This window comes from Streptomyces sp. NPDC002156 (assembly GCF_053593675.1).
Map to the genome: position 1 here is coordinate 21,466 of NZ_JBSFDA010000053.1, position 18,433 is coordinate 39,898.

Here is an 18,433-nt window from a genome sequence, read left to right on the forward strand (position 1 = left end):
CATGACCGCGAAAGTCATCGCCGACGACGTGGAGGCCCTGACCGTGGCGGCGGCCCTGGCGGACGAGTTCCGCACCGGGGCCGCCGCGCGGGACGCCGAACGGCGGCTCCCCCGCGCGGAGTTGGACCGCCTCTCCACCTCGGGACTGCTCGCGGTCACGGTGCCCGCCGAGTACGGGGGAGCGGACGTACGCCAGGAGACCCTGGCCGAGATCTTCCGGCTGCTCGCCTCGGCCGACGCGAGCCTCGCCCAGATCCCGCAGAGCCATTTCGTGTACGTCAATGTGATCCGCCGTCAGGGGACCGAAGAGCAAAGGGAGTTCTTCTTCGGCGAGATCCTCGCGGGCCGACGGCTCGGCAACGCCCAGTCGGAGGCGGGCACCAAGCACGTCCAGGACATCCGCACCCGCCTGGAGCGCCGGCCCGACGGCTCGTACGTGCTGACCGGCGTCAAGCACTACTCCACGGGCGCCCTGTTCGCCGACTGGATCCCGGTCCTCGCCCGCACCGAGGACGACAACCTGCACGTGGCGTACGTTTCGCGCGACGCGCCCGGCCTCACGGTCGTGGACGACTGGGACGGCATGGGCCAGCGTACGACGGCCAGCGGCACTGTCCGGCTCGACGCGGTCCCCGTCCCGGCCGACCGGGTCCTCCCGCACCACCTCACCTTCCAGGGACCCCAACTCCACGGCGCTGTGGCCCAGTTGCTGCACACGGCCATCGATGTCGGCATCGCCGGGGGAGCGTTCGCCGAGGCCGTGGAGTTCGTGCGGACCAAGAGCCGGCCCTGGTTCGAGAGCGGCGCCGAGACCGCCGCCGAGGACCCGCTGCTGATCCAGCGTTTCGGTGAACTCGCCGTCCAGCTACGGGCGTCCGAGGCGCTGCTGCGTGAGGCGGCCCGTGCGGTGGACGCGGCCCGCGCCGACCTCACCGACGAGTCGGCGGCCGAGGCGTCCATCGCGGTGGCCGTCGCGAAGGCGCACGCGGCGACCACCGCCGTGGAGGTCACCGGTGCCCTCTTCGAGGTCGCCGGCACCCGCTCGGCGCTCAACTCCCTGAACCTGCACCGGCATTGGCGCGACGCCCGCACCCACACCCTGCACGACCCGGCCCGCTGGAAGATCCAGCACATCGGCCGCTACGTACTGAACGGCACGAAACCGCCCCGCCACGGCCTGCTGTAACGCGACGACGTTCCCCGCGACGTTCCCGATCGGAGATCTTCGGTGTCCCTCACCTTTCACTGGTTCCTCCCCACCAACGGCGACAGCCGTCATGTCGTCGGCGGCGGCCACGGCACCCCGGCCACCGCCTTCGGACAGAACCGCCCGCCGACGGTCGCCTATCTGAGCCAGATCGCCCGCGCAGCCGAGGATCTGGGCTTCGTCGGCGCGCTCACCCCCACCGGCGCCTGGTGCGAGGACGCCTGGCTGACCACCGCCATGGTCAGCCAGCACACCGAACGCCTGAAGTTCCTGGTCGCCTTCCGCCCCGGCTTCGTCTCCCCGACCCTCGCCGCGCAGATGGCGTCCACCTTCCAGCGCCAGTCCGGCGGACGGCTCCTCCTGAACGTCGTCACGGGCGGCGAGAGCCACGAACAGAAGGCCTACGGCGACTTCCTCGACAAGGACGCCCGATACCGTCGTACGGGCGAATTCCTCGAAGTCGTACGGGAGTTGTGGGAAGGCAAGACGGTCGATCTGACCGGTGAGCACCTCCAGGTCGAGGACGCGAAGCTGGCCCGCGTGCCCGATCCGGTGCCCGAAGTGTACTTCGGGGGCTCCTCGCCGATCGCCGGTGAGGTCGCCGCCCGGCACGTCGACGTGTACCTCACCTGGGGCGAGCCGCCGGCCCAGGTCGCGGAGAAGATCGCCTGGGTCAGGGGGCTGGCCGCCGAGCAGGGGCGCACCCTGCGGTTCGGGATCCGGCTGCACGTCATCACCCGCGACACCGCCGAGGCGGCGTGGGCGGAGGCGGACCGGATCCTCGCCGGGTTCGACCCGGCGACCGTGCGGGACATCCAGGCGGGGCTTGCGCGGAGTGAGTCGGAGGGGCAGCAGCGGATGCTGGCGCTGCACGGGGGCGGCAACCGGGACGGGCTGGAGATTTACCCCAACCTGTGGGCCGGTATCGGGCTGGTGCGGGGTGGGGCGGGTACCGCGCTGGTCGGTAGCCATGAGGAGGTTGCTGACCGGATCGCCGAGTACCACGCTCTGGGGATCGACGAGTTCGTGCTCTCCGGGTATCCGCATCTGGAGGAGGCGTACTGGTTCGGGGAGGGGGTGTTGCCTCGGCTGGCGGCGCGGGGGTTGTGGAGGCATCCGTTTGGTGAGGCGATTGCGGCACCGGCTGCGCAGGTGCCTTTCGCGAGTTAGTGCTCAGGGTTTGTCGGCCGCGGCCCGGTGGGGGCTTGTCGCGCAGTTCCCCGCGCCCCTGGAGGGTGCGCTGCGCGCCCTCCAGGGGCTAGTCGGTCAGTGAGCCCAGGTGTGCTGTGCGTACGTCCGTCGTCTGGCCCTGGATCAGGAGGAACATGCCCTCTCGGGCCAGGCGTTGGGCTGGGCTGGTCAGGTCCAGGGAGCGGCCTCCTCCTGCCACGATCGCCGCTGTTGTGGCCGTGCGCATGAGGTCGTAGGCGCTCGTTTTGAGGGCCAGGCGTTGGGCGATGTGTTCCTGGGGGCGGCGGTGGTCCGCGAGGGCGTATGCGTTGCGGCGTACGGCGTCCAGGCGGGTGCGGAGGGAGCGGGCCGTTGCCGTGGCGTCGGGGTGGGCGGCGAGGAGGTCCAGGGCCGCGTATGCCACGCCGAACACAGCCGGGTTGGTGTTGGTGGCGCGGGGGAGGTCGTCGAGGGCGAACTTCTCGCGCGGGGTGCGCAGGACGATCGCCTCGTCCGGGAGCCGGAGGCCCTTCAGTTCGAGTGACACCGTACGGGCTGCGGTGAGGGCCGCGAGGCGCATGATCGGCGAGGCGCGCAGCCCCGACTGTTCGCGCGCGTCGGCGAAGGCGAACACCACCTCGTCCGTGTCGGTCAGCCCCGCGAGCAGCATGACGTCGTTCAGCCCCCAGCCCGTGTACCAGGGGACCGTCCCGTCGAAGCGCCAGCCGCCGCGCTCGTACCCCGCCCGCACCAGGACGTGCGGGAAGGAACGCAGATGCGCGTACGCGATGCCGGAGAGCAGTGCGCCCGTCGAGAGCGGGCCCAACAGGCGCTGCCGTACGGGGAGCTGAGACTCCGTCAGGAGCTTCACGGGGGTGTGGTGCTGGGTCTGGACGAACCAGGTCGAGCAGCATGCCCCGGCCAGGATCTCGGCGACCTCGCGGGCCACCGAGGCGGGCGCGCCCGCACCCCCGTACTCCTTCGGCGCGCTCACTCCGAGCAGCCCCGACCGCTTGATGGCCTTGATGCTGCTCGCGGGCACGCCCTCCTGGTCGACCCGGCCGGCCTGCGGGGCCAGGACCTCGGCGGCGAGTTGGCGGGCTTCGGTGACGAGCGGGTGCGGAGTGACGGTCATGAACGAGATTCTCCCGGTGTCGGGGTGCGTTGTGTCTCTACAGCGGTGCTCCCTTCGTGTAGGAGAGGGGGGCAGAGTCGTGATGCACAGGAGGACGCGATGAAGTACTACCTGCTCAGTGCCATGAAGCCGGTCGGCGAACCGTCCGCGCCCGAAACCATGGTGGAGATCAATCGCAGACTGAACGTCTTCCACGAGGAGTTGCGCGAGGCCGGGGCCTGGGTCTTCGCGGGCGGACTCCACCGCCCGGACGCCGCGACCGTGGTGCGGCCCCTGGGCGACGAGGTCGAGGTGATCGAAGGGCCCTACGCCGAGCACAAGGAGTTCCTCGGCGGGATCTGCCTCGTCATGGCCCCCGACCTCGACGCTGCCCTGGAGTGGGGCCGCAAGGCGGCACTGGCCACCACCCTGCCGGTCGAGGTCCGTCCCTTCCTCGGCGAGGTCGACGACTGATGGACCGGCATCATGGTTCCGGGGCGATCCGGCGAACTTCCGTCCCGCTCATACGATTCCGTCTCATACGATGTACGCACCCCCGGGACCGAGGAGCAGGATGACCACATCGTCGCAGCGCCGGCCCCAGGACCTTCTGCGGCTCCTGACCCGGGCCGAGCGGCTGGCCGCGCGCCGTCTCCAGCCCGTCCTGGACGAGCACGGCTGCTCGCTCGACGCCTGGCGCGTGCTCGCCCTGCTCTCCGACGGCGCCGGTCACCACATGACCGCCATCGCCGAGGCAGCCTTCCTGCCGCCGCCGACCCTGACCCGGCTGGTCGACCACCTCGTCGACCAGAACCTCGTCCACCGCCGGGTCGACCCGCACGACCGCCGCCGCATCCTCGTCCACCTCACCCCGCGCGGCACGGAGTACTGGCGCCGCATCGACCGCGAGGTCCGCGCGGACTGGCCACTGCTCAGCGACGGCGACGAGGAACTGCTGCGCGCCCTCCTGGACCGGCTGGCCGCGACCCTCGACGAGACGACGGCCCAGGTCTGACGTCGACATCGACACCTGTGGTAAGCATCGGTCACCGTTGGTTACTTTCATGTATGGGGAATATATTTTGCCGGGTGCGGGGTTGGCCTGGTGATCGAGAACATCGAGAACGTTGAGTACGCATCGAGCCTGAGCGAGGCACCGTGAACCACCCCACGTCCACCGAGCAGCCCGCCGACATCGTGGCGCGCCTGCGCACCACCTTCCGTACGGGCCGCACCAAGCCCGTCGAGTGGCGCAAGGGGCAGCTCGGCCGCCTGCGTGAACTCCTCACGGAGCACGGCGACGACGTGGCCGCCGCTCTCCACGCGGACCTCGGCAAGAGTTCGGCCGAGGCCTACCGCACGGAGATCGACTTCACGATCCGGGAGATCGACCACACTCTCGACCACCTCGACGGCTGGCTGCGCCCCGAGTCGGCGCCGGTCCCGAAGCACCTCGGTGCCGACGCCACGGCCTGGACGCAGTACGACCCGCTGGGCGTCGTCCTGGTCATCGCCCCCTGGAACTACCCGGTGCAGCTGCTGCTGGCCCCCGTCGTCGGCGTGCTGGCGGCCGGGAACGCCGTGGTGGTCAAGCCGAGCGAACTGGCCCCCGCCACCTCCGAGATCGTGGCCCGGCTGCTGCCGCAGTACCTGGACACGGACGCGGTCGCCGTCGTCGAGGGCGGCGTCCCGGAGACCACGGCCCTGCTGGCCGAGCGCTTCGACCACATCTTCTACACCGGCAACGGCGCGGTCGGCCGGATCGTGCTGCGCGCCGCCGCCGAGCACCTCACCCCGGTCGCCCTCGAACTCGGCGGTAAGTCCCCGGCGTTCGTCGACACCGGCATCGATGTGGACGTCGTCGCCGACCGGCTGGTCCGGGGCAAGTTCCTCAACGCCGGCCAGACCTGCGTCGCCCCCGACTACGTCCTGACCGACCCCGGGACCGCCGCCGCGCTGGAGCCCGCGCTCGCCGAGGCCGTCGAGAAGCTGTTCGGCGCGGACCCGGCCACCTCCACCGAGTACGGCCGCATCGTCAACGAACGGCACTTCGACCGGCTCGCCGGACTGCTCGACTCGGGCCGGATTGTCACCGGCGGTGCCAAGGACCGTACGACGAAGTACATCGCGCCGACCGTCCTCTCCGACGTCGACCCCGCCTCGCCCGTGATGCAGGAGGAGATCTTCGGACCGATCCTGCCCATCGTCACCGTGCCCGGACTCGACGAGGCGATCGGCTTCATCAACGACCGCGACAAGCCGCTCGCGCTGTACGTGTTCACCGAGTCCGGCACGACCCGCGAGCGCATCGCCGCCGAGACCTCCTCCGGCGCCGTCGGCTACGGGCTGCCGCTCGCCCATCTCACCGTCTCCGACCTGCCGTTCGGCGGGGTGGGGGAGAGCGGTATGGGCAGCTACCACGGCCGCTACTCGATCGAGACGTTCAGCCACCGCAAGGCGGTCCTGGCGAAGCCGCTGAGCTGACTCGCCACCGCTTTTGCGGAACTCGTCTTCGCGGAACTCGGGCCCCCCTTTGGTGCGTTGGCTGGTCTATACCCTTGACTGGTCCAGACCAAGGGAGTTGAGTGTGCCTCCACACCCCCCACCACGGCCGCCCCACGCCGTGGCCGGCTGAGGCCGGCACGTGCGCCAAGGGCTAGCCCCGCGCTGCCCTTGGGCGGGAGCGGCCGTGCTCCGCGAAGGAGTTGATCCTGTGTCGAGGCGCCGTATCTCCGCACTCCTGACCGCACTTGTCCTCGGAACTGCCGCGCCGGTGCTCCTGCCGGCACCGAGCGCGTCCGCCGCGGCGTGTTCGAGCTACCCGGCCTGGGTGGCCGGCAAGGCATACGTCACCGGCAACATCGTCCGCTACACGGACGGCAAGGCGTACATAGCCGAGCACGACAACCCGGGCTATGACCCGACCATCAGCACCTGGTACTGGGAGCCGTACGCGTGCGACGGCTCAACCGTGCCCTCCGGATTCGTGGTCTCCGAGGCGCAGTTCAACCAGATGTTCCCGAGCCGGAACTCGTTCTACACGTACAGCGGGCTGACCGCCGCGCTGAGCGCCTATCCAGCGTTCGCGAAGACCGGCAGCGACACCGTGAAGAAGCAGGAGGCGGCGGCGTTCCTCGCCAACGTCAACCACGAGACCGGCGGGCTGGTCCACATCGTGGAGCAGAACACCGCCAACTACCCGCACTACTGCGACTGGAGCCAGCCCTACGGCTGCCCGGCGGGCCAGGCGGCCTACTACGGGCGCGGTCCGATCCAGCTCAGCTGGAACTTCAATTACAAGGCCGCCGGTGACGCACTCGGTCTCAACCTGCTGGGCAACCCCTGGCTGGTGCAGAACGACGCGGCCGTCGCCTGGAAGACCGGACTCTGGTACTGGAACACCCAGTCGGGTCCCGGCACGATGACCCCGCACAACGCCATGGTCAACCAGGCCGGCTTCGGACAGACCATCCGGTCCATCAACGGCTCGCTGGAGTGCGACGGGAAGAACCCCGCCCAGGTCCAGAGCCGCGTCGATGCCTACCAGCGCTTCGCGTCGATCCTCGGCGTCAGCCCCGGCGGCAACCTCTACTGCTGACGCGTCCAGTTGCTGACGCGTCCGCCTCGTCGCCGCGGAGAGTGAGAACGTCGCTCTCCGCGGCAGCGGCGGTTCACGCGCCCGAGATACCGCCGAGGCAGAACTGCCACACCTCGTCGGCGGTCACCGGGTGCGCGTGGCTGTCCGAGGGGACGCCGTTGGCCTGCGCAGAGAACATGACGGTCTGCATGAGGAGCGCCGCCAGCCGGCGGGGCTTGTCCGCGTGGATGCTGCCTGTTTCGGCGGCCTGCTCCAGAAGCTCTGTGAACAGGGTCAACAGGGGCAGATGCGCGGTGGCCACCTGGGCCGGGTGCTTGACCAGCAGTTGCAGGGCGAAGTCGCTGAACAGGGGGCGCTGGACACCGGGGTTGGGCAGCGACTGCTCGAACAGCATCTCCACCGCGATCCGGAGGCGGGGCAGCGGCTCGCCAGTGCCCGCTGTGGCCTCGCGGATCTCGGTCGCCGACGTGGACAGGGCGTCTTCGAACAGGGCCAGCAGCAGCTCGTGCTTGCCGTCGAAGTGCTGGTAGAAGCTGCGCAGCGACTGCTTCGAGCGGTCGACGACCTCCTGGACGGTGAAGTCTGTCGTCCCCTTCTCCGCGATGAGTTCCTGCGCCGCGTCCAGGAAGCGCTGAACGCGCTGCTCAGCACGCTGTTTGGCGGCACGGGTGGATCGCTCGACGGCGCGTTGGCGCCACGCTGGCTCTTCGGGGATGGCGGTCACCTGTAGAACGATACTGCACTTCAGCGGTAACCAGGCGAAGCTCCCTACCGAATCACGCACCGCAACTTTCGAGACTCTTACTTGCATGGAATGAGAATGTTATTCTCACCTGCATCGCGGACGTCCGGAGCAGTGCCCGCGCGGCATCGAGTCGTCGAAACGAGGGTCGTCTGACATGGCATGGGACTTTTCCACCGAGCCCGAGTTCGAGGAGAAGCTGGAGTGGATCAGGAGGTTCCGCGCCGAGCGCGTGGACCCACTGGACCTCCTCTACCCCGACCGCGCCTACCATCCCCTCGACGACGAGACCGGCCCGGTCGTCCGCGCCCTCAAGCAACAGGTGCGCGACCAGGGCCTGTGGGCCCCGCACCTCGGCCCCGAACTGGGCGGACGCGGCTTCGGACAGCTGAAGCTGGCCCTCATCAACGAGATCCTCGGTACGTCGAGCTGGGCCCCCGTCATCTTCGGTACGGCGGCTCCCGACACCGGCAACGCCGAGATCATCGCCCGCTACGGCACGGAGGAACAGAAGGAGCGCTACCTCCAGCCCCTGCTGGAGGGCGAGTGCTTCTCCTGCTTCTCGATGACCGAACCGCAGGCCGGCGCCGACCCGAAGATGTTCACCACCCGGGCCGAACGCGACGGCGACGACTGGGTCATCACCGGCCGAAAGTACTTCTCCTCCAACGCCCGCACCTCGAAGTTCGTCATCGTGATGGCGGTGACCGACCCGGACGTCAGCCCCTACAAGGGCATGTCGATGTTCCTGGTGCCGAGCGACACCCCGGGCATCCGGATGGAGCGGAACGTCGGGCTGCTCGGCGAGGGCCCCGAGGACGGCATGCACGCGCTGATCGCGTACGACGGCGTCCGCGTCCCCGGCGACGCGCTGCTCGGCGGCGAGGGTCAGGCGTTCGCCATCGCCCAGACGCGGCTGGGCGGCGGACGCGTCCATCACGCGATGCGCGTCGTCGGGCAGTGCCAGCGGGCGCTGGACATGATGGCCGAGCGCGCGCTGTCACGGGAGACCCAGGGCAGCAGGCTCGCGGACAAGCAGCTCGTGCAGGCCGATCTCGCCGACTCCTACGCCCAGTTGACCCAGTTCCGGCTGATGGTCCTCTACACGGCCTGGCAGATCGACCAGTACAACGACTACAAACGCGTCCGCAAGGACATCGCGGCGATCAAGTTCCTGACGCCGAAGGTGCTGCACGACGTCGTCTACCGCTCGATGCATCTGCACGGCGCCCTGGGTGTCTCCAACGAGATGCCCTTCGCCGACATGTGGACCGGCGCGGCCGTCATGGCCGTCGTCGACGGACCGACGGAGGTCCACAAGATCACCGTGGCCCGCGATCTCCTGCGCGGCTACGAGGCCACCCCCGGACTCTGGCCCACCCAGCATCTGCCCGCACGCCGGGAGTGGGCCCGCAAGCAGCTGGAGAACCTGTGAACACCGAGTCGCTCGCCCGCTGGCTGGACGGCCAGGACATCGCCCCCGGAGAACCCGTCGAGGTCTCCCTCATCTCCGGGGGCACCTCCAACGACATCTACCAAGTCCGGCGCGGCGACCGCCAGTTGGTGCTGCGCAAGCCGCCCGAGAAGGTCCCGCCGGGCCGCAACGAGACCATGCTCCGGGAGTTCCGGGTGCTGAACGCCCTGAACGGGACGGACGTGCCGCATCCGGAGGCCGTCGCGGTGTGCGAGGACACCGAGGTCATCGGGTCCTGCTTCTACCTCATGGGCCATGTCGACGGCTGGTCGCCGATGAACGTCGAGGGCGGCTGGCCCGAACCCTTCAAGAGCGACCTCGCCCTGCGACCCGGCCTGGCCTACGAGTTGGTGGAGGGCATCGCCCGGCTCGGCAACGTCGACTGGCGGGCCCAGGGGCTTGAGGGCTTCGGGCGGCCCGACGGCTTCCACGACCGTCAAGTGGATCGCTGGCAGGCCCACTTGGCCAAGTTCAAGTTCCGCGAGATACCGGGACTCGACACCGCCGCCGACTGGCTGCGCGCGCACCGGCCCAGCCACTGGACCCCGGGCATCATCCACGGCGACTACCAGTTCGCCAACGTGATGTTCCAGCACGGCGCCCCCGCCCGCCTCGCCGCCCTCGTCGACTTCGAGATGGCCACCGTCGGCGACCCGCTCCTCGACCTCGCCTGGGTGATCATGGGTTGGCCGAACGCCGACGAGGACCGCACCCAGAAGGGGTACGTGAGCTACGAGGGCATGCCCGACCGGGCCGACCTGCTGGAGCACTACGCCAAGGTCAGCGGCCGGGACGTGAGCGAGATCGACTACTACGTGGTGCTGGCCCGCTTCAAGATGGCCATCGTCCTCGAAGGCGGCTACGCCCGGCACGTCAAGGGCGAGGGCGGCAACCCGAAGATGGCCTTCTACGGCGACACGGTCCTGACGATGGCCGCCCAGGCCGCCGAACTGGCCGCGACGACCCGGCTATGAGAGCCGCCCGCTGTCACACCCTCGGCGGCCCGGTGGTCGTCGAGGAGGTTCCGGAGCCGACGGGCGAGGTGCTGGTCGATGTGGAGTACGCGGCGGTCAACTTCGCCGACGTGCTGGTCATCGAGGGCGCGTATCAGGTGAAGGCCGAGGTGCCCTTCACCCCGGGGAGCGAGTTCGCGGGCGTGGTCGTCCGGGACGGGCACGGCTTCCGCGCCGGGGAGCGGGTCTTCGGCTCCGCCTTCGTCGGGGCCTTCGCCGAACGCGTCGCCGTCCCCGCCACCAGCCTCCACCGCGTCCCCGACGCCGTACCCATGGAACGCGCGGCGGCCTTCGGCGTCTCGCACGCCACCGCGTTCAACGCCCTGCGCCTGGTCGCCGACGTACAGGAGGGCGAGCGGGTCGCGGTGCTCGGCGCCGCCGGCGGGGTCGGCCTCGCCGCCGTCGAACTCGCCCTGCTGCTGGGCGCGGAGGTCATCGCCGTGGCGTCGAGCGAGGAGAAACGCGCCGCCTGCGCCAAGCTCGGTGCCCAGACCGTCCTGCCGTACGAGAACCTGAAACGCGCGCTTCAGGAGGTCGGCGGTGCCGATGTCGTCGTCGACCCGGTCGGCGGGCCGCACTCCGAGCAGGCGCTGCGCGGGATGCGCTGGGGCGGCCGGTTCGTCAACGTGGGTTTTGCGAGCGGGGAGATACCGAGCATCCCCTTGAACCTGGCGATGCTCAAGGGCGTCACGATCCACGGCTTCGACTTCGGCGGCTGGGCCCGGCACGACCGGGAAGCGCTGGTCGCCGCCCGCACCCAACTGCACCGACTGTTCGCCGAGGGGGCCATCAACCCCCGTATCCATGCCGTCCACCCGCTCGACGAGGTGGGAGCCGCGCTGCGGCTCGGCCGGGGTGCTATCGGCAAGGTTCTTCTGGAGGTCGCCCGTGGAGTTTGAATTCGACGAGGACCAGCGGATGCTGCAACGCATGGTCCGCGAGACGGTGGCCAAGTCGCGGGCCCTGCCCGAGGACCAACTCTGGTCCATCTACCTGGAGTTGGGCTGGCTGGAGGCCCCTCCGGTGGAACTGGCCATCATCCTGGAGGAGTTGGGGTACGCAGCTGATCCGACGCCCTTCCTGGCCACGGCCACCTGGTTCGCGCCGCTGGCCGGACGGCTGCCGAACGGCTCGGGGACAGCCGTCTTCGACGGCGTTGGTGAGTTCGTCCTCGACGCCGACCGGGCGGACGAGATCGCGCTCCTCACCTCGGACGGTGTGGTCGTGCGAGGTGGGGCAGAGGTGCGTTCCGAGCGGGTCGCCGTCTTCGATCCGACCATCCATGTGGCCCGGGTCGACCAGCCTGAACTGGTCGCCGGTGTGCCGGAGTTGGCGTTGATGGGGCTGGCGATCTCCACCGTCGGCAGCTGTCGGCGCATCCTCGATCTGGTCGTCGCGCATGTGAAGCAGCGGCAGCAGTTCGGCGTGCCCATCGGGTCCTTCCAGGCGGTCAAGCACAAGGCCGCCGACATGTACGTCGCGATCGAGCGGGCCCGGGCGCTCGCCCTCTACTCCGCCCTCACCATCGCCGAGGACGACCCGGAACGGGCGCGGGCCGCCGCGATGGCCAAGGCGGCGGCGGGGGAGTGTCAACGGCTGTGCTTCCAGAGCGGGTTCCAGCTCTTCGGCGCGATGGGCTACACCTGGGAGAACGAACTGCAGATCCACCTCAAACGGGCCAAGGCCGGTGACCTGCTGCTGGGTACGGCGTCCGTACACAGGAAGGCGCTGCTGGTATGAGACTCGCCGCCGACCCCGAGATCGAGGAGTTCCGGGCCGAGTTCGCCGCCTTCCTCGACGCCAACCTGCCCACCGCCGAGGAAGCCGTCCCTCGTGCCAAGTCGAGCGCGGACGTGCCTCCGTGGGCGCGGGCATGGCAGCGCAAGCTGTTCGACGCGGGCTGGCTGGTGCCCGGCAACCCGCCCGAGTACGGCGGACGCGACGCCACCCTGCCCCAACTGCTCGCCCACGCCGAGGAGATGTCCCGGCGCCGGATCTACCACAGCTTCAATCCGCAGGGCGTCGGCATCATCGCCGCCTCCATCCTGAGCTTCGGCACCGAGGAGCAGAAGCAGCGGTGGGCCGCGCCCATCCTGCGCGCGGACATGACGGCCGCCCTCGGCATGAGCGAGCCGGGCGCTGGCTCCGACCTCGCCGGGCTGCGTACGCGCGCGGCCCTGGAGGGCGACCACTTCGTCGTCAACGGGCAGAAGGTGTGGACCTCCGGCGCTCATGACGCGGACGTACTGCTGACGTTCGTACGCACCGATCCCGAGGCGCCCAAGCACAGGGGGATCAGCGTGCTGCTGATCCCCACCGACACCGAGGGCGTGGTCCGGCGGCCCTTCGGGTCCATCGCGGACCCCGACGACTTCGACTTCAACGAGGTGTTCTTCACCGATGTCCGGGTGCCCCGCGAGAACCTGGTCGGCCCGCTGAACGAGGGCTGGAAGGTGGCCAACGGTTCGCTCGGGCACGAACGGACCCTGCTGTGGCTGAGCTACGCCGAGCGGCTTGAGGACCTGATCCGGGACGCGGCGTGCGACGAGGAGTGGTACGCCACGCTGCTCATGGACTTCCAGGCGCTGAAGCTGCTGGGCTACCGGCAGCTCGGCGCCGACCGGAACCCGGCTGAGGTGTCCGTGCTCAAGCTGTTCGGCTCGGAGGCCGTGCAGAACGCCACTCTGCGCGCCCTGGAGGCGCACGGCACCGAGGCTCTGCGCCACCCCGCCTCGACGGCCCCGCACTTCCACATGAACATGGAGGTGTTCTCGTCGAGCTGGTTCGAACGGTATGCGCGCAGCTTCGGCGGGACCATCGCCGGCGGCACCTCCGAGATCCAGCGCAACATCATCGCCGAGCGCATCCTCGGCCTGCCCAGATAGCCGCCGGGACCGATAGAGGGAGCACGCAGATGGACCAGATTCTGTACGAGGTCAAGGACCGGGTCGCGGTCATCACGCTCAACCGGCCCGAGGTCGCCAACGCCCAGACGATGTCGCTCCTCGACGATCTCGACGACGCGTGGAGCCGGGCGGCGGCCGACGAGGACGTACGCGTCATCGTGCTGCGCGGCAACGGGCGGCACTTCTCCGCGGGGCACGATCTCAAGGACCGCTGGCCGGGGCCGAAGGAGATCACCTTGGAGTGGATCTACAACGCGGAGACCCGCCGCTATCTCGAATACACCCTGCGCTGGCGGAACATACCCAAGCCGTCGATCGCCGCCGTGCAGGGCAAGTGCATCGCGGGCGGGCTCATGCTCTGTTGGCCCTGCGATCTGATCGTGGCCGCCGAGAACGCCGAATTCTCCGACCCCGTCGTCCACATGGGCATCGGGGGCGTCGAATACCACGGCCACACCTGGGAGTTGGGCGCCCGCAAGGCCAAGGAGATCCTCTTCACCGGGCGGGCCGTCACGGCGGCCGAGGCGGAGCGGGTCGGCATGGTCAACCAGGTCGTCCCGCTCGACGAACTCGACGCGGCCACCATGGAGTTGGCCGACCGTATCGCCCAGATGCCGCCCTTCGGGCTCCGGCAGGCCAAACGGGCCGTCAACCAGAGCCTCGACGTCCAGGGCTTCTACGCGGCGATCCAGTCGGTGTTCGACATCCATGAGACGGGGCACGGGAACGCGCTGAGCGTGAGCGGGTATCCGGTGCTGACCCGGCTGGAGGGCATGAAGGAGCACATCAAGAGCCAGTAGCCGCACGGGAGTTGCGGCGGCGGACGTACGAGCGGGCCGCTCGGCGGGGGTGTGCGGTACCCCGCCGAGCGGCCCTGTTCATGCGGCTCGCGTCATGCCCGCTCGTCGCGGAAGACCTTGCCCCCCTTCATGACGAACCGCACGTCGGCCAGTACCGACATGTCCTCAAGTGGGTTGCCCGGTACGGCGATCAGGTCCGCGAGCAGGCCCTCCGCGATGCGCCCGCGGTCGTCCGCGTCGATCAGCTCGGCCGCGTTGACCGTCGCAGCTCGCAGCACCTCCAGGGGCTCCATGCCCCGTTCGACGAGCGCGACCATCTCCTGGGCGCCCTTCCCGTGCGGGATCGCCGGCGCGTCCGTGCCCACCGCCATCCGGACGCCCGCCTTGGCGGCCCTGGCGACGACCGACCGGGCGTGCGGGAAGACCTCGGCGGCCTTGGCGCGCAGTTCGGGCGCGGCCCGGGAGACGTCCATGCCGTCGATCAGCGCGGTCGTCGGCACGAGGAAGGTGCCGCGCTCCGCCATCAGCGCGATGGTGTCGTCGTCCAGCAGGAAGCCGTGCTCGATGCAGTCGATGCCCGCTTCCACCGCCGACCGCACCGCGTCGGCCCCGTGCGTGTGCGCGGCCACCTTGAGCCCGCGCCGATGGGCCTCGTCGACGATGGCCCGCAACTCCGCGTCGGAGTAGTGCTGCGCGCCGGGCGTGCCCGTATGGGACATGACACCCCCGGACGCGCAGACCTTGATGAGCCGCGCCCCGTGCTTGATCTGGTACCGCACGGCCTTGCGCACCTCGTCGACCCCGTTGGCGACGCCCTCCTCCAGGGAGAGCGGCATGATGCCGGGGGCCAGCGCGCCGAACACGCTCGGGTCCAGATGACCGCCGGTCGGCGTGATCGCATGCCCGGCCGGGATGATCCGGGGCCCCTCGATCCAGCCGGCGTCGACGGCCTTCGCGAGGGCGACGTCCAGCAGATAGCCGCCGGTCTTCACGAACAGCCCGAGGTTCCTGACCGTGGTGAAGCCCGACCGGAGGGTGCGCCGGGCGTTGCCCACGGCCCGCAGCATGCGCAGCGGCGGATCGTCCTGGACCATGGACAGGACCGGGGTCTCGCCCCGGCCGCCCATCAGGAGGTTGACCTCCATGTCCATCAGACCGGGCAGCAGGGTGACGTCCCCCAGGTCGAGTACGTCACCCCCGGCGTCGCCGGTCCGCGCGATGCGGTCCCCGTCGACATGGACGAGGCCCGGTTCCTCGAACTCCCCGGTCTCGACGTGCAGTACACGCGCCGCTCTGAGCGTGACCACGACCGGTCAGACCTTGGGTTCGACGACGAGGTCCATATAGGCGGCCCCGCTGTCCGGCACCCGGGCCTGCTTCCACACCTCGACCGGGAACGACACGTTCACCAGGGAGAACATCAGCAGAAGCAAGTTCCGCTCGGGCTCCGGCAGTTCGTCGAGCGGGAACTTGTCCAGGTGGTCGGAGGCCTGCTCCAGAAGCGGGAACGCCACGTCGTAGAAGGCCTGCATCTCCTCCATGGAGCTGGCCAGCCGCTTGCTGTAGCGCTCCCGTTCGGTCTCCAGGACCCATGCGCCGAACGGTTCGAGCACCGCGAACTCACTGGGCAGCATCGGTGTGCTCCTTGACGTAGTCGGCGACCGTCTTGTGCAGATGGCGGAGCAGCAACTCCTGGTCGCAGAGCGGGAAGTCGGTCACGACCCGGCTCTTGAGCATGGTCTGCGTGGCCTCCAGGGTGTTGCCGTCCTGAAGGGCGTACTCCTTGAACGTCACCGCCGCGAGCTCCTGCTTCAGCCGCTCGCGTGCCGTCTTGGCGGGCACGAAGTACAGGTTGGCCTCGAAGATGTGCTTGTCCACCGCCGTCGGCCAGTAGTGGTACGTCAGATACCAGCCGGGCTTCCAGATCAGCAGCGTCATGTTGGGGAAGAACTCGAAGGAATCGTTCCCCCACGCCCGGTGCCCACCCGGGTTGAGCCCTGGGGGAAGCGGGTCGAGCCCCTCGATGTCGGGGGCCTCCCACGGGCCGAACAGGCCGCTGCGCAGAACGCGTTCGATGGGCTTGACGATGCTCAGGTCCTTGGGCGGGGACATGCCTCCCCAGGACGAGATCATCGAGTGGGGGCTGTGGATCTCGTAGTGCAGCGCCTCGTACCCGACGTTGAAGAGCTTGTCGGCCTCGTCCTTGACGGCCTGCTTCATGTGCAGGACGGGCGCGTGGTAGAACTCCGCGAACGCGTCGATGAACAGCTTCCAGTTGCTGCCGACCTCGGCCTTGTAGGTGAAGACCTCGGTCATCTCGTGGAAGGGGTAGCCCTCCAGGCCCTTGGCGAACTCGCCGAGGTACTCCTTGAGCGGCTGGGCGTTCGGGTCCAGGTTGACGAAGATGAACCCTTCCCAGATCTCGCAGCGGACCGACTTCAGGCCGTAGTCCGCCTTGTCCAGGTCGAAGAACTCCTGCTCCTGCTGGACGAAGGTCAGATCGCCGTCGAGGCTGTAGCGCCAGGCGTGGTACTTGCAGGTGAACTGACGGCAGGTGCCCTTGACCTCCTCGCCGGGGAAGTCGTTCCACACCAGCTTGTTGCCGCGGTGCCGGCAGATGTTGTGGAAGGCGCGGATCTCCTTGTCCTTGCCGCGCACGATGATCAGCGAGGTGTCGGCGGCGGCGAGTTCCTTCGTGAAGTAGCTGCCGGTCTTCGGTACCTGCTCCACGCGCCCGACGTTCAGCCAGGTCCGCTTGAAGACGGCCTCCCGCTCGGCCTCGTAGTACGCGGGGTCGATCGAGTCCTCGTAGTTCACCGGACTCGTGCCCAACTCGGGGTACTGCTCGGTCCAGCTTCCGGCCGCCGGCTTGGCGAAGTGTGGCATGATCACTCCCTTCTCCAAAATGAGAATAGCATTCTCATCACGAGGTATTGAAGTTCTCTTCCGGGATTCCTGGATCCAGCTCCACCTCGAAGGTGTTGAAGGCCGTGGCCAGCAGGCCGTACGTGCCGACCGTGAACACCAGATCCATGAGCTGGTGGTCGTCCAGGTCCGCGGTGAGGGCCTCGTATGTCGCGTCGGACAGCTGCGAGTCCGTCTCCAGCTCGTCCACCGCCCGGTTGAGGGGTGTGGGGGCTCCGGTGCGGACGAGGTCGATCTCCTCGTCGGTGACTCCGGCCTTCCGGGCGATCAGGACGTGCTGTGCCCACTCGTACTGACACCGTCGTCGCCAGGCCACGCGGAGGACGGCCAGCTCGCGGATTCGTTTGGGCAGCGTCGAGTCGACCAGGAGGTACTTGTTGAACGCGAGGAACGCCTTGGCCAGGTCGGGATGCCGGGCGAGCAGTCCGAGCGCGTTCGAGGGCGGTTTGCGGGCGTCGGGCGCCGAGGGGCCCAGCGCCTCCATGTACTCGGCGTACGGGAGGGGTGTGACGCGGCGCGTGCGGTTCACGTGTTGCGCCCGCCGTTCACGCCCAGGATCTGCCCGGTGATGTATCCGGCCTCCTCCGAGACCAGGAACGCGCAGGCCGCGGCGATGTCCTCGGGGCGCCCCACCCGTCGTACCGGAGTGCGCTCGATGTGTTCCTCGACCGTCCCGCCGAGCAGCTCGCGCGACTCGGCCTTGCGGAGCATGGGTGTGTCGATGAAGCCGGGCGGGACCGCGTTGACGGTGATGCCGGCCGGGCCCAGTTCGAGCGCGAGTGACTTGGTCAGGCCGTTGACCGCCGACTTGGCCGCGACGTAGTGCGTCATGAACTGCTGCCCGGACTGTGCGCTGGAGGAGGAGATGTTGACGATCCGGCCCCAGCCGGCCTCCAGCATGTCGGGCAGCGCGGCCTGGACGCAGTGGAAGACGCCGTTGAGATTGACGTCGATGATCCGTTGCCAGGCGGCGAACGTCAGATCCTGGAAGCGCTTGTAGCCGGCCACCCCGGCCGCGTTGACCAGGACGGTGACCGGCCCGAGCCGCTCCCGGACGGCGGCCAGCGCCGCGTCCACCTGGGCGCGGTCGGTGACGTCGGCGGTCTGTGCGAACGCCGGGGCCGAGTCGGAGGGGTTCAGGTCGAGGGTCGCGACCTGGTAGCCGTCGGTCTTCAGTCGCTCGGCGATCGCCAGCCCGATTCCGGAGCCACCTCCGGTGACGACCGCGGTCTTCATCGTGTCGATCATGGAAATCTCCCTTCCGTGATTGAGAAGACTATTCTCGCTGCTGGTCCGCCGGGTAGTGCCGTGCGGATCTCGGCTCGATGCCGTGGGAGGTCGGGATGTGGGGTGATGTGTCCCGGCGGCCCTCCGTCCACCTCCCACTTCCTGTGACGCCGGACATTCTCGTGTTCGGATGGTTGATTTGCTGAAAGTGAGAATGTAGTTTCCGCCACATTGGAGCAAGCCGCCCATCCCGAGCA

19 protein-coding genes are annotated in these 18,433 nt (G+C 69.1%); 12 read left to right on the top strand and 7 right to left on the bottom strand.

Going from position 1 to position 18,433, the window contains the following annotated elements; translation table 11 throughout:
• Position 1: 1 nt before the first annotated feature.
• Positions 2-1,186, top strand: coding sequence for an SfnB family sulfur acquisition oxidoreductase (locus ACWCRB_RS22095; RefSeq protein ID WP_450997661.1), 1,185 nt, complete (start codon positions 2-4; stop codon positions 1,184-1,186).
• Positions 1,187-1,228: 42 nt separating this feature from the next.
• A complete protein-coding gene (locus ACWCRB_RS22100) occupies positions 1,229-2,377 on the top strand; it encodes an LLM class flavin-dependent oxidoreductase (protein ID WP_450997662.1) in 1,149 nt (382 codons plus the stop codon).
• 88 nt (positions 2,378-2,465) lie between these two features.
• Here the strand turns inward: ACWCRB_RS22100 and ACWCRB_RS22105 are convergent, their stop codons facing one another.
• Entirely contained in the window at positions 2,466-3,512 is a 1,047-nt protein-coding gene (locus ACWCRB_RS22105; protein ID WP_450997663.1) for an acyl-CoA dehydrogenase family protein, read from the bottom strand.
• A 99-nt stretch (positions 3,513-3,611) separates the two neighbouring features.
• Between ACWCRB_RS22105 and ACWCRB_RS22110 the strand changes: the two genes are divergently transcribed.
• The 4 genes from ACWCRB_RS22110 (at position 3,612) to ACWCRB_RS22125 (ending at position 7,089) form a co-directional block, all read left to right on the top strand.
• Positions 3,612-3,965, top strand: coding sequence for a YciI family protein (locus ACWCRB_RS22110; RefSeq protein ID WP_450997664.1), 354 nt, complete (start codon positions 3,612-3,614; stop codon positions 3,963-3,965).
• A gap of 100 nt (positions 3,966-4,065) precedes the next feature.
• Entirely contained in the window at positions 4,066-4,506 is a 441-nt protein-coding gene (locus ACWCRB_RS22115) for a MarR family winged helix-turn-helix transcriptional regulator (protein WP_450997665.1), read from the top strand.
• Between the two features lie 143 nt (positions 4,507-4,649).
• The gene (locus tag ACWCRB_RS22120; RefSeq protein WP_450997666.1) at positions 4,650-5,975 is read left to right on the top strand and encodes an aldehyde dehydrogenase family protein; all 1,326 of its coding nucleotides are present in this window, start codon (positions 4,650-4,652) and stop codon (positions 5,973-5,975) included.
• 229 nt (positions 5,976-6,204) lie between these two features.
• Positions 6,205-7,089 (top strand): glycoside hydrolase family 19 protein, encoded by an 885-nt coding sequence (locus tag ACWCRB_RS22125; protein ID WP_450997667.1) that lies wholly within the window; start codon positions 6,205-6,207, stop codon positions 7,087-7,089.
• A gap of 73 nt (positions 7,090-7,162) precedes the next feature.
• Here the strand turns inward: ACWCRB_RS22125 and ACWCRB_RS22130 are convergent, their stop codons facing one another.
• The gene (locus ACWCRB_RS22130) at positions 7,163-7,813 is read right to left on the bottom strand and encodes a TetR/AcrR family transcriptional regulator (RefSeq protein ID WP_369031699.1); all 651 of its coding nucleotides are present in this window, start codon (positions 7,811-7,813) and stop codon (positions 7,163-7,165) included.
• A gap of 175 nt (positions 7,814-7,988) precedes the next feature.
• Between ACWCRB_RS22130 and ACWCRB_RS22135 the strand changes: the two genes are divergently transcribed.
• From ACWCRB_RS22135 to ACWCRB_RS22160, 6 genes are read left to right on the top strand one after another with little or no spacing between them, the layout of a single operon-like run.
• Positions 7,989-9,266, top strand: coding sequence for an acyl-CoA dehydrogenase family protein (locus ACWCRB_RS22135; protein WP_450997668.1), 1,278 nt, complete (start codon positions 7,989-7,991; stop codon positions 9,264-9,266).
• Positions 9,263-10,279: a phosphotransferase family protein gene (locus ACWCRB_RS22140; protein ID WP_450997669.1), complete on the top strand. Its 1,017-nt coding sequence runs from the start codon at positions 9,263-9,265 to the stop codon at positions 10,277-10,279. The genes ACWCRB_RS22135 and ACWCRB_RS22140 overlap by 4 nt, the downstream gene beginning before the upstream one ends.
• Positions 10,276-11,217, top strand: a complete 942-nt coding sequence (locus ACWCRB_RS22145; RefSeq protein WP_450997670.1) for an NADPH:quinone oxidoreductase family protein — start codon at positions 10,276-10,278, stop codon at positions 11,215-11,217. Before ACWCRB_RS22140 ends, ACWCRB_RS22145 begins: the two co-directional genes overlap by 4 nt.
• Positions 11,207-12,058: an acyl-CoA dehydrogenase family protein gene (locus ACWCRB_RS22150; RefSeq protein ID WP_450997671.1), complete on the top strand. Its 852-nt coding sequence runs from the start codon at positions 11,207-11,209 to the stop codon at positions 12,056-12,058. Before ACWCRB_RS22145 ends, ACWCRB_RS22150 begins: the two co-directional genes overlap by 11 nt.
• The gene (locus tag ACWCRB_RS22155; RefSeq protein ID WP_450997672.1) at positions 12,055-13,203 is read left to right on the top strand and encodes an acyl-CoA dehydrogenase family protein; all 1,149 of its coding nucleotides are present in this window, start codon (positions 12,055-12,057) and stop codon (positions 13,201-13,203) included. Before ACWCRB_RS22150 ends, ACWCRB_RS22155 begins: the two co-directional genes overlap by 4 nt.
• A gap of 29 nt (positions 13,204-13,232) precedes the next feature.
• Positions 13,233-14,024: an enoyl-CoA hydratase gene (locus tag ACWCRB_RS22160; protein ID WP_450997673.1), complete on the top strand. Its 792-nt coding sequence runs from the start codon at positions 13,233-13,235 to the stop codon at positions 14,022-14,024.
• A 92-nt stretch (positions 14,025-14,116) separates the two neighbouring features.
• Here the strand turns inward: ACWCRB_RS22160 and ACWCRB_RS22165 are convergent, their stop codons facing one another.
• Genes ACWCRB_RS22165 through ACWCRB_RS22185 form a run of 5 tightly spaced genes read right to left on the bottom strand, consistent with a single transcriptional unit; the run spans position 14,117 to position 18,197 of the window.
• Positions 14,117-15,331 (bottom strand): metal-dependent hydrolase family protein, encoded by a 1,215-nt coding sequence (locus ACWCRB_RS22165; protein ID WP_450997674.1) that lies wholly within the window; start codon positions 15,329-15,331, stop codon positions 14,117-14,119.
• Between the two features lie 6 nt (positions 15,332-15,337).
• Entirely contained in the window at positions 15,338-15,658 is a 321-nt protein-coding gene (locus tag ACWCRB_RS22170; RefSeq protein ID WP_369031691.1) for a hypothetical protein, read from the bottom strand.
• Positions 15,645-16,910 carry an aromatic ring-hydroxylating oxygenase subunit alpha gene (locus tag ACWCRB_RS22175; protein ID WP_450997675.1) on the bottom strand — a complete coding sequence of 422 codons (1,266 nt, stop codon included), beginning with the start codon at positions 16,908-16,910 and terminating at the stop codon, positions 15,645-15,647. The genes ACWCRB_RS22170 and ACWCRB_RS22175 overlap by 14 nt, the downstream gene beginning before the upstream one ends.
• A 37-nt stretch (positions 16,911-16,947) precedes the next feature.
• Positions 16,948-17,478 (bottom strand): carboxymuconolactone decarboxylase family protein, encoded by a 531-nt coding sequence (locus ACWCRB_RS22180; RefSeq protein ID WP_450997676.1) that lies wholly within the window; start codon positions 17,476-17,478, stop codon positions 16,948-16,950.
• On the bottom strand, positions 17,475-18,197 hold the full coding sequence (locus tag ACWCRB_RS22185; RefSeq protein ID WP_450997677.1) for an SDR family NAD(P)-dependent oxidoreductase: 723 nt from the start codon (positions 18,195-18,197) through the stop codon (positions 17,475-17,477). Before ACWCRB_RS22185 ends, ACWCRB_RS22180 begins: the two co-directional genes overlap by 4 nt.
• Positions 18,198-18,433 lie beyond the last annotated feature (236 nt).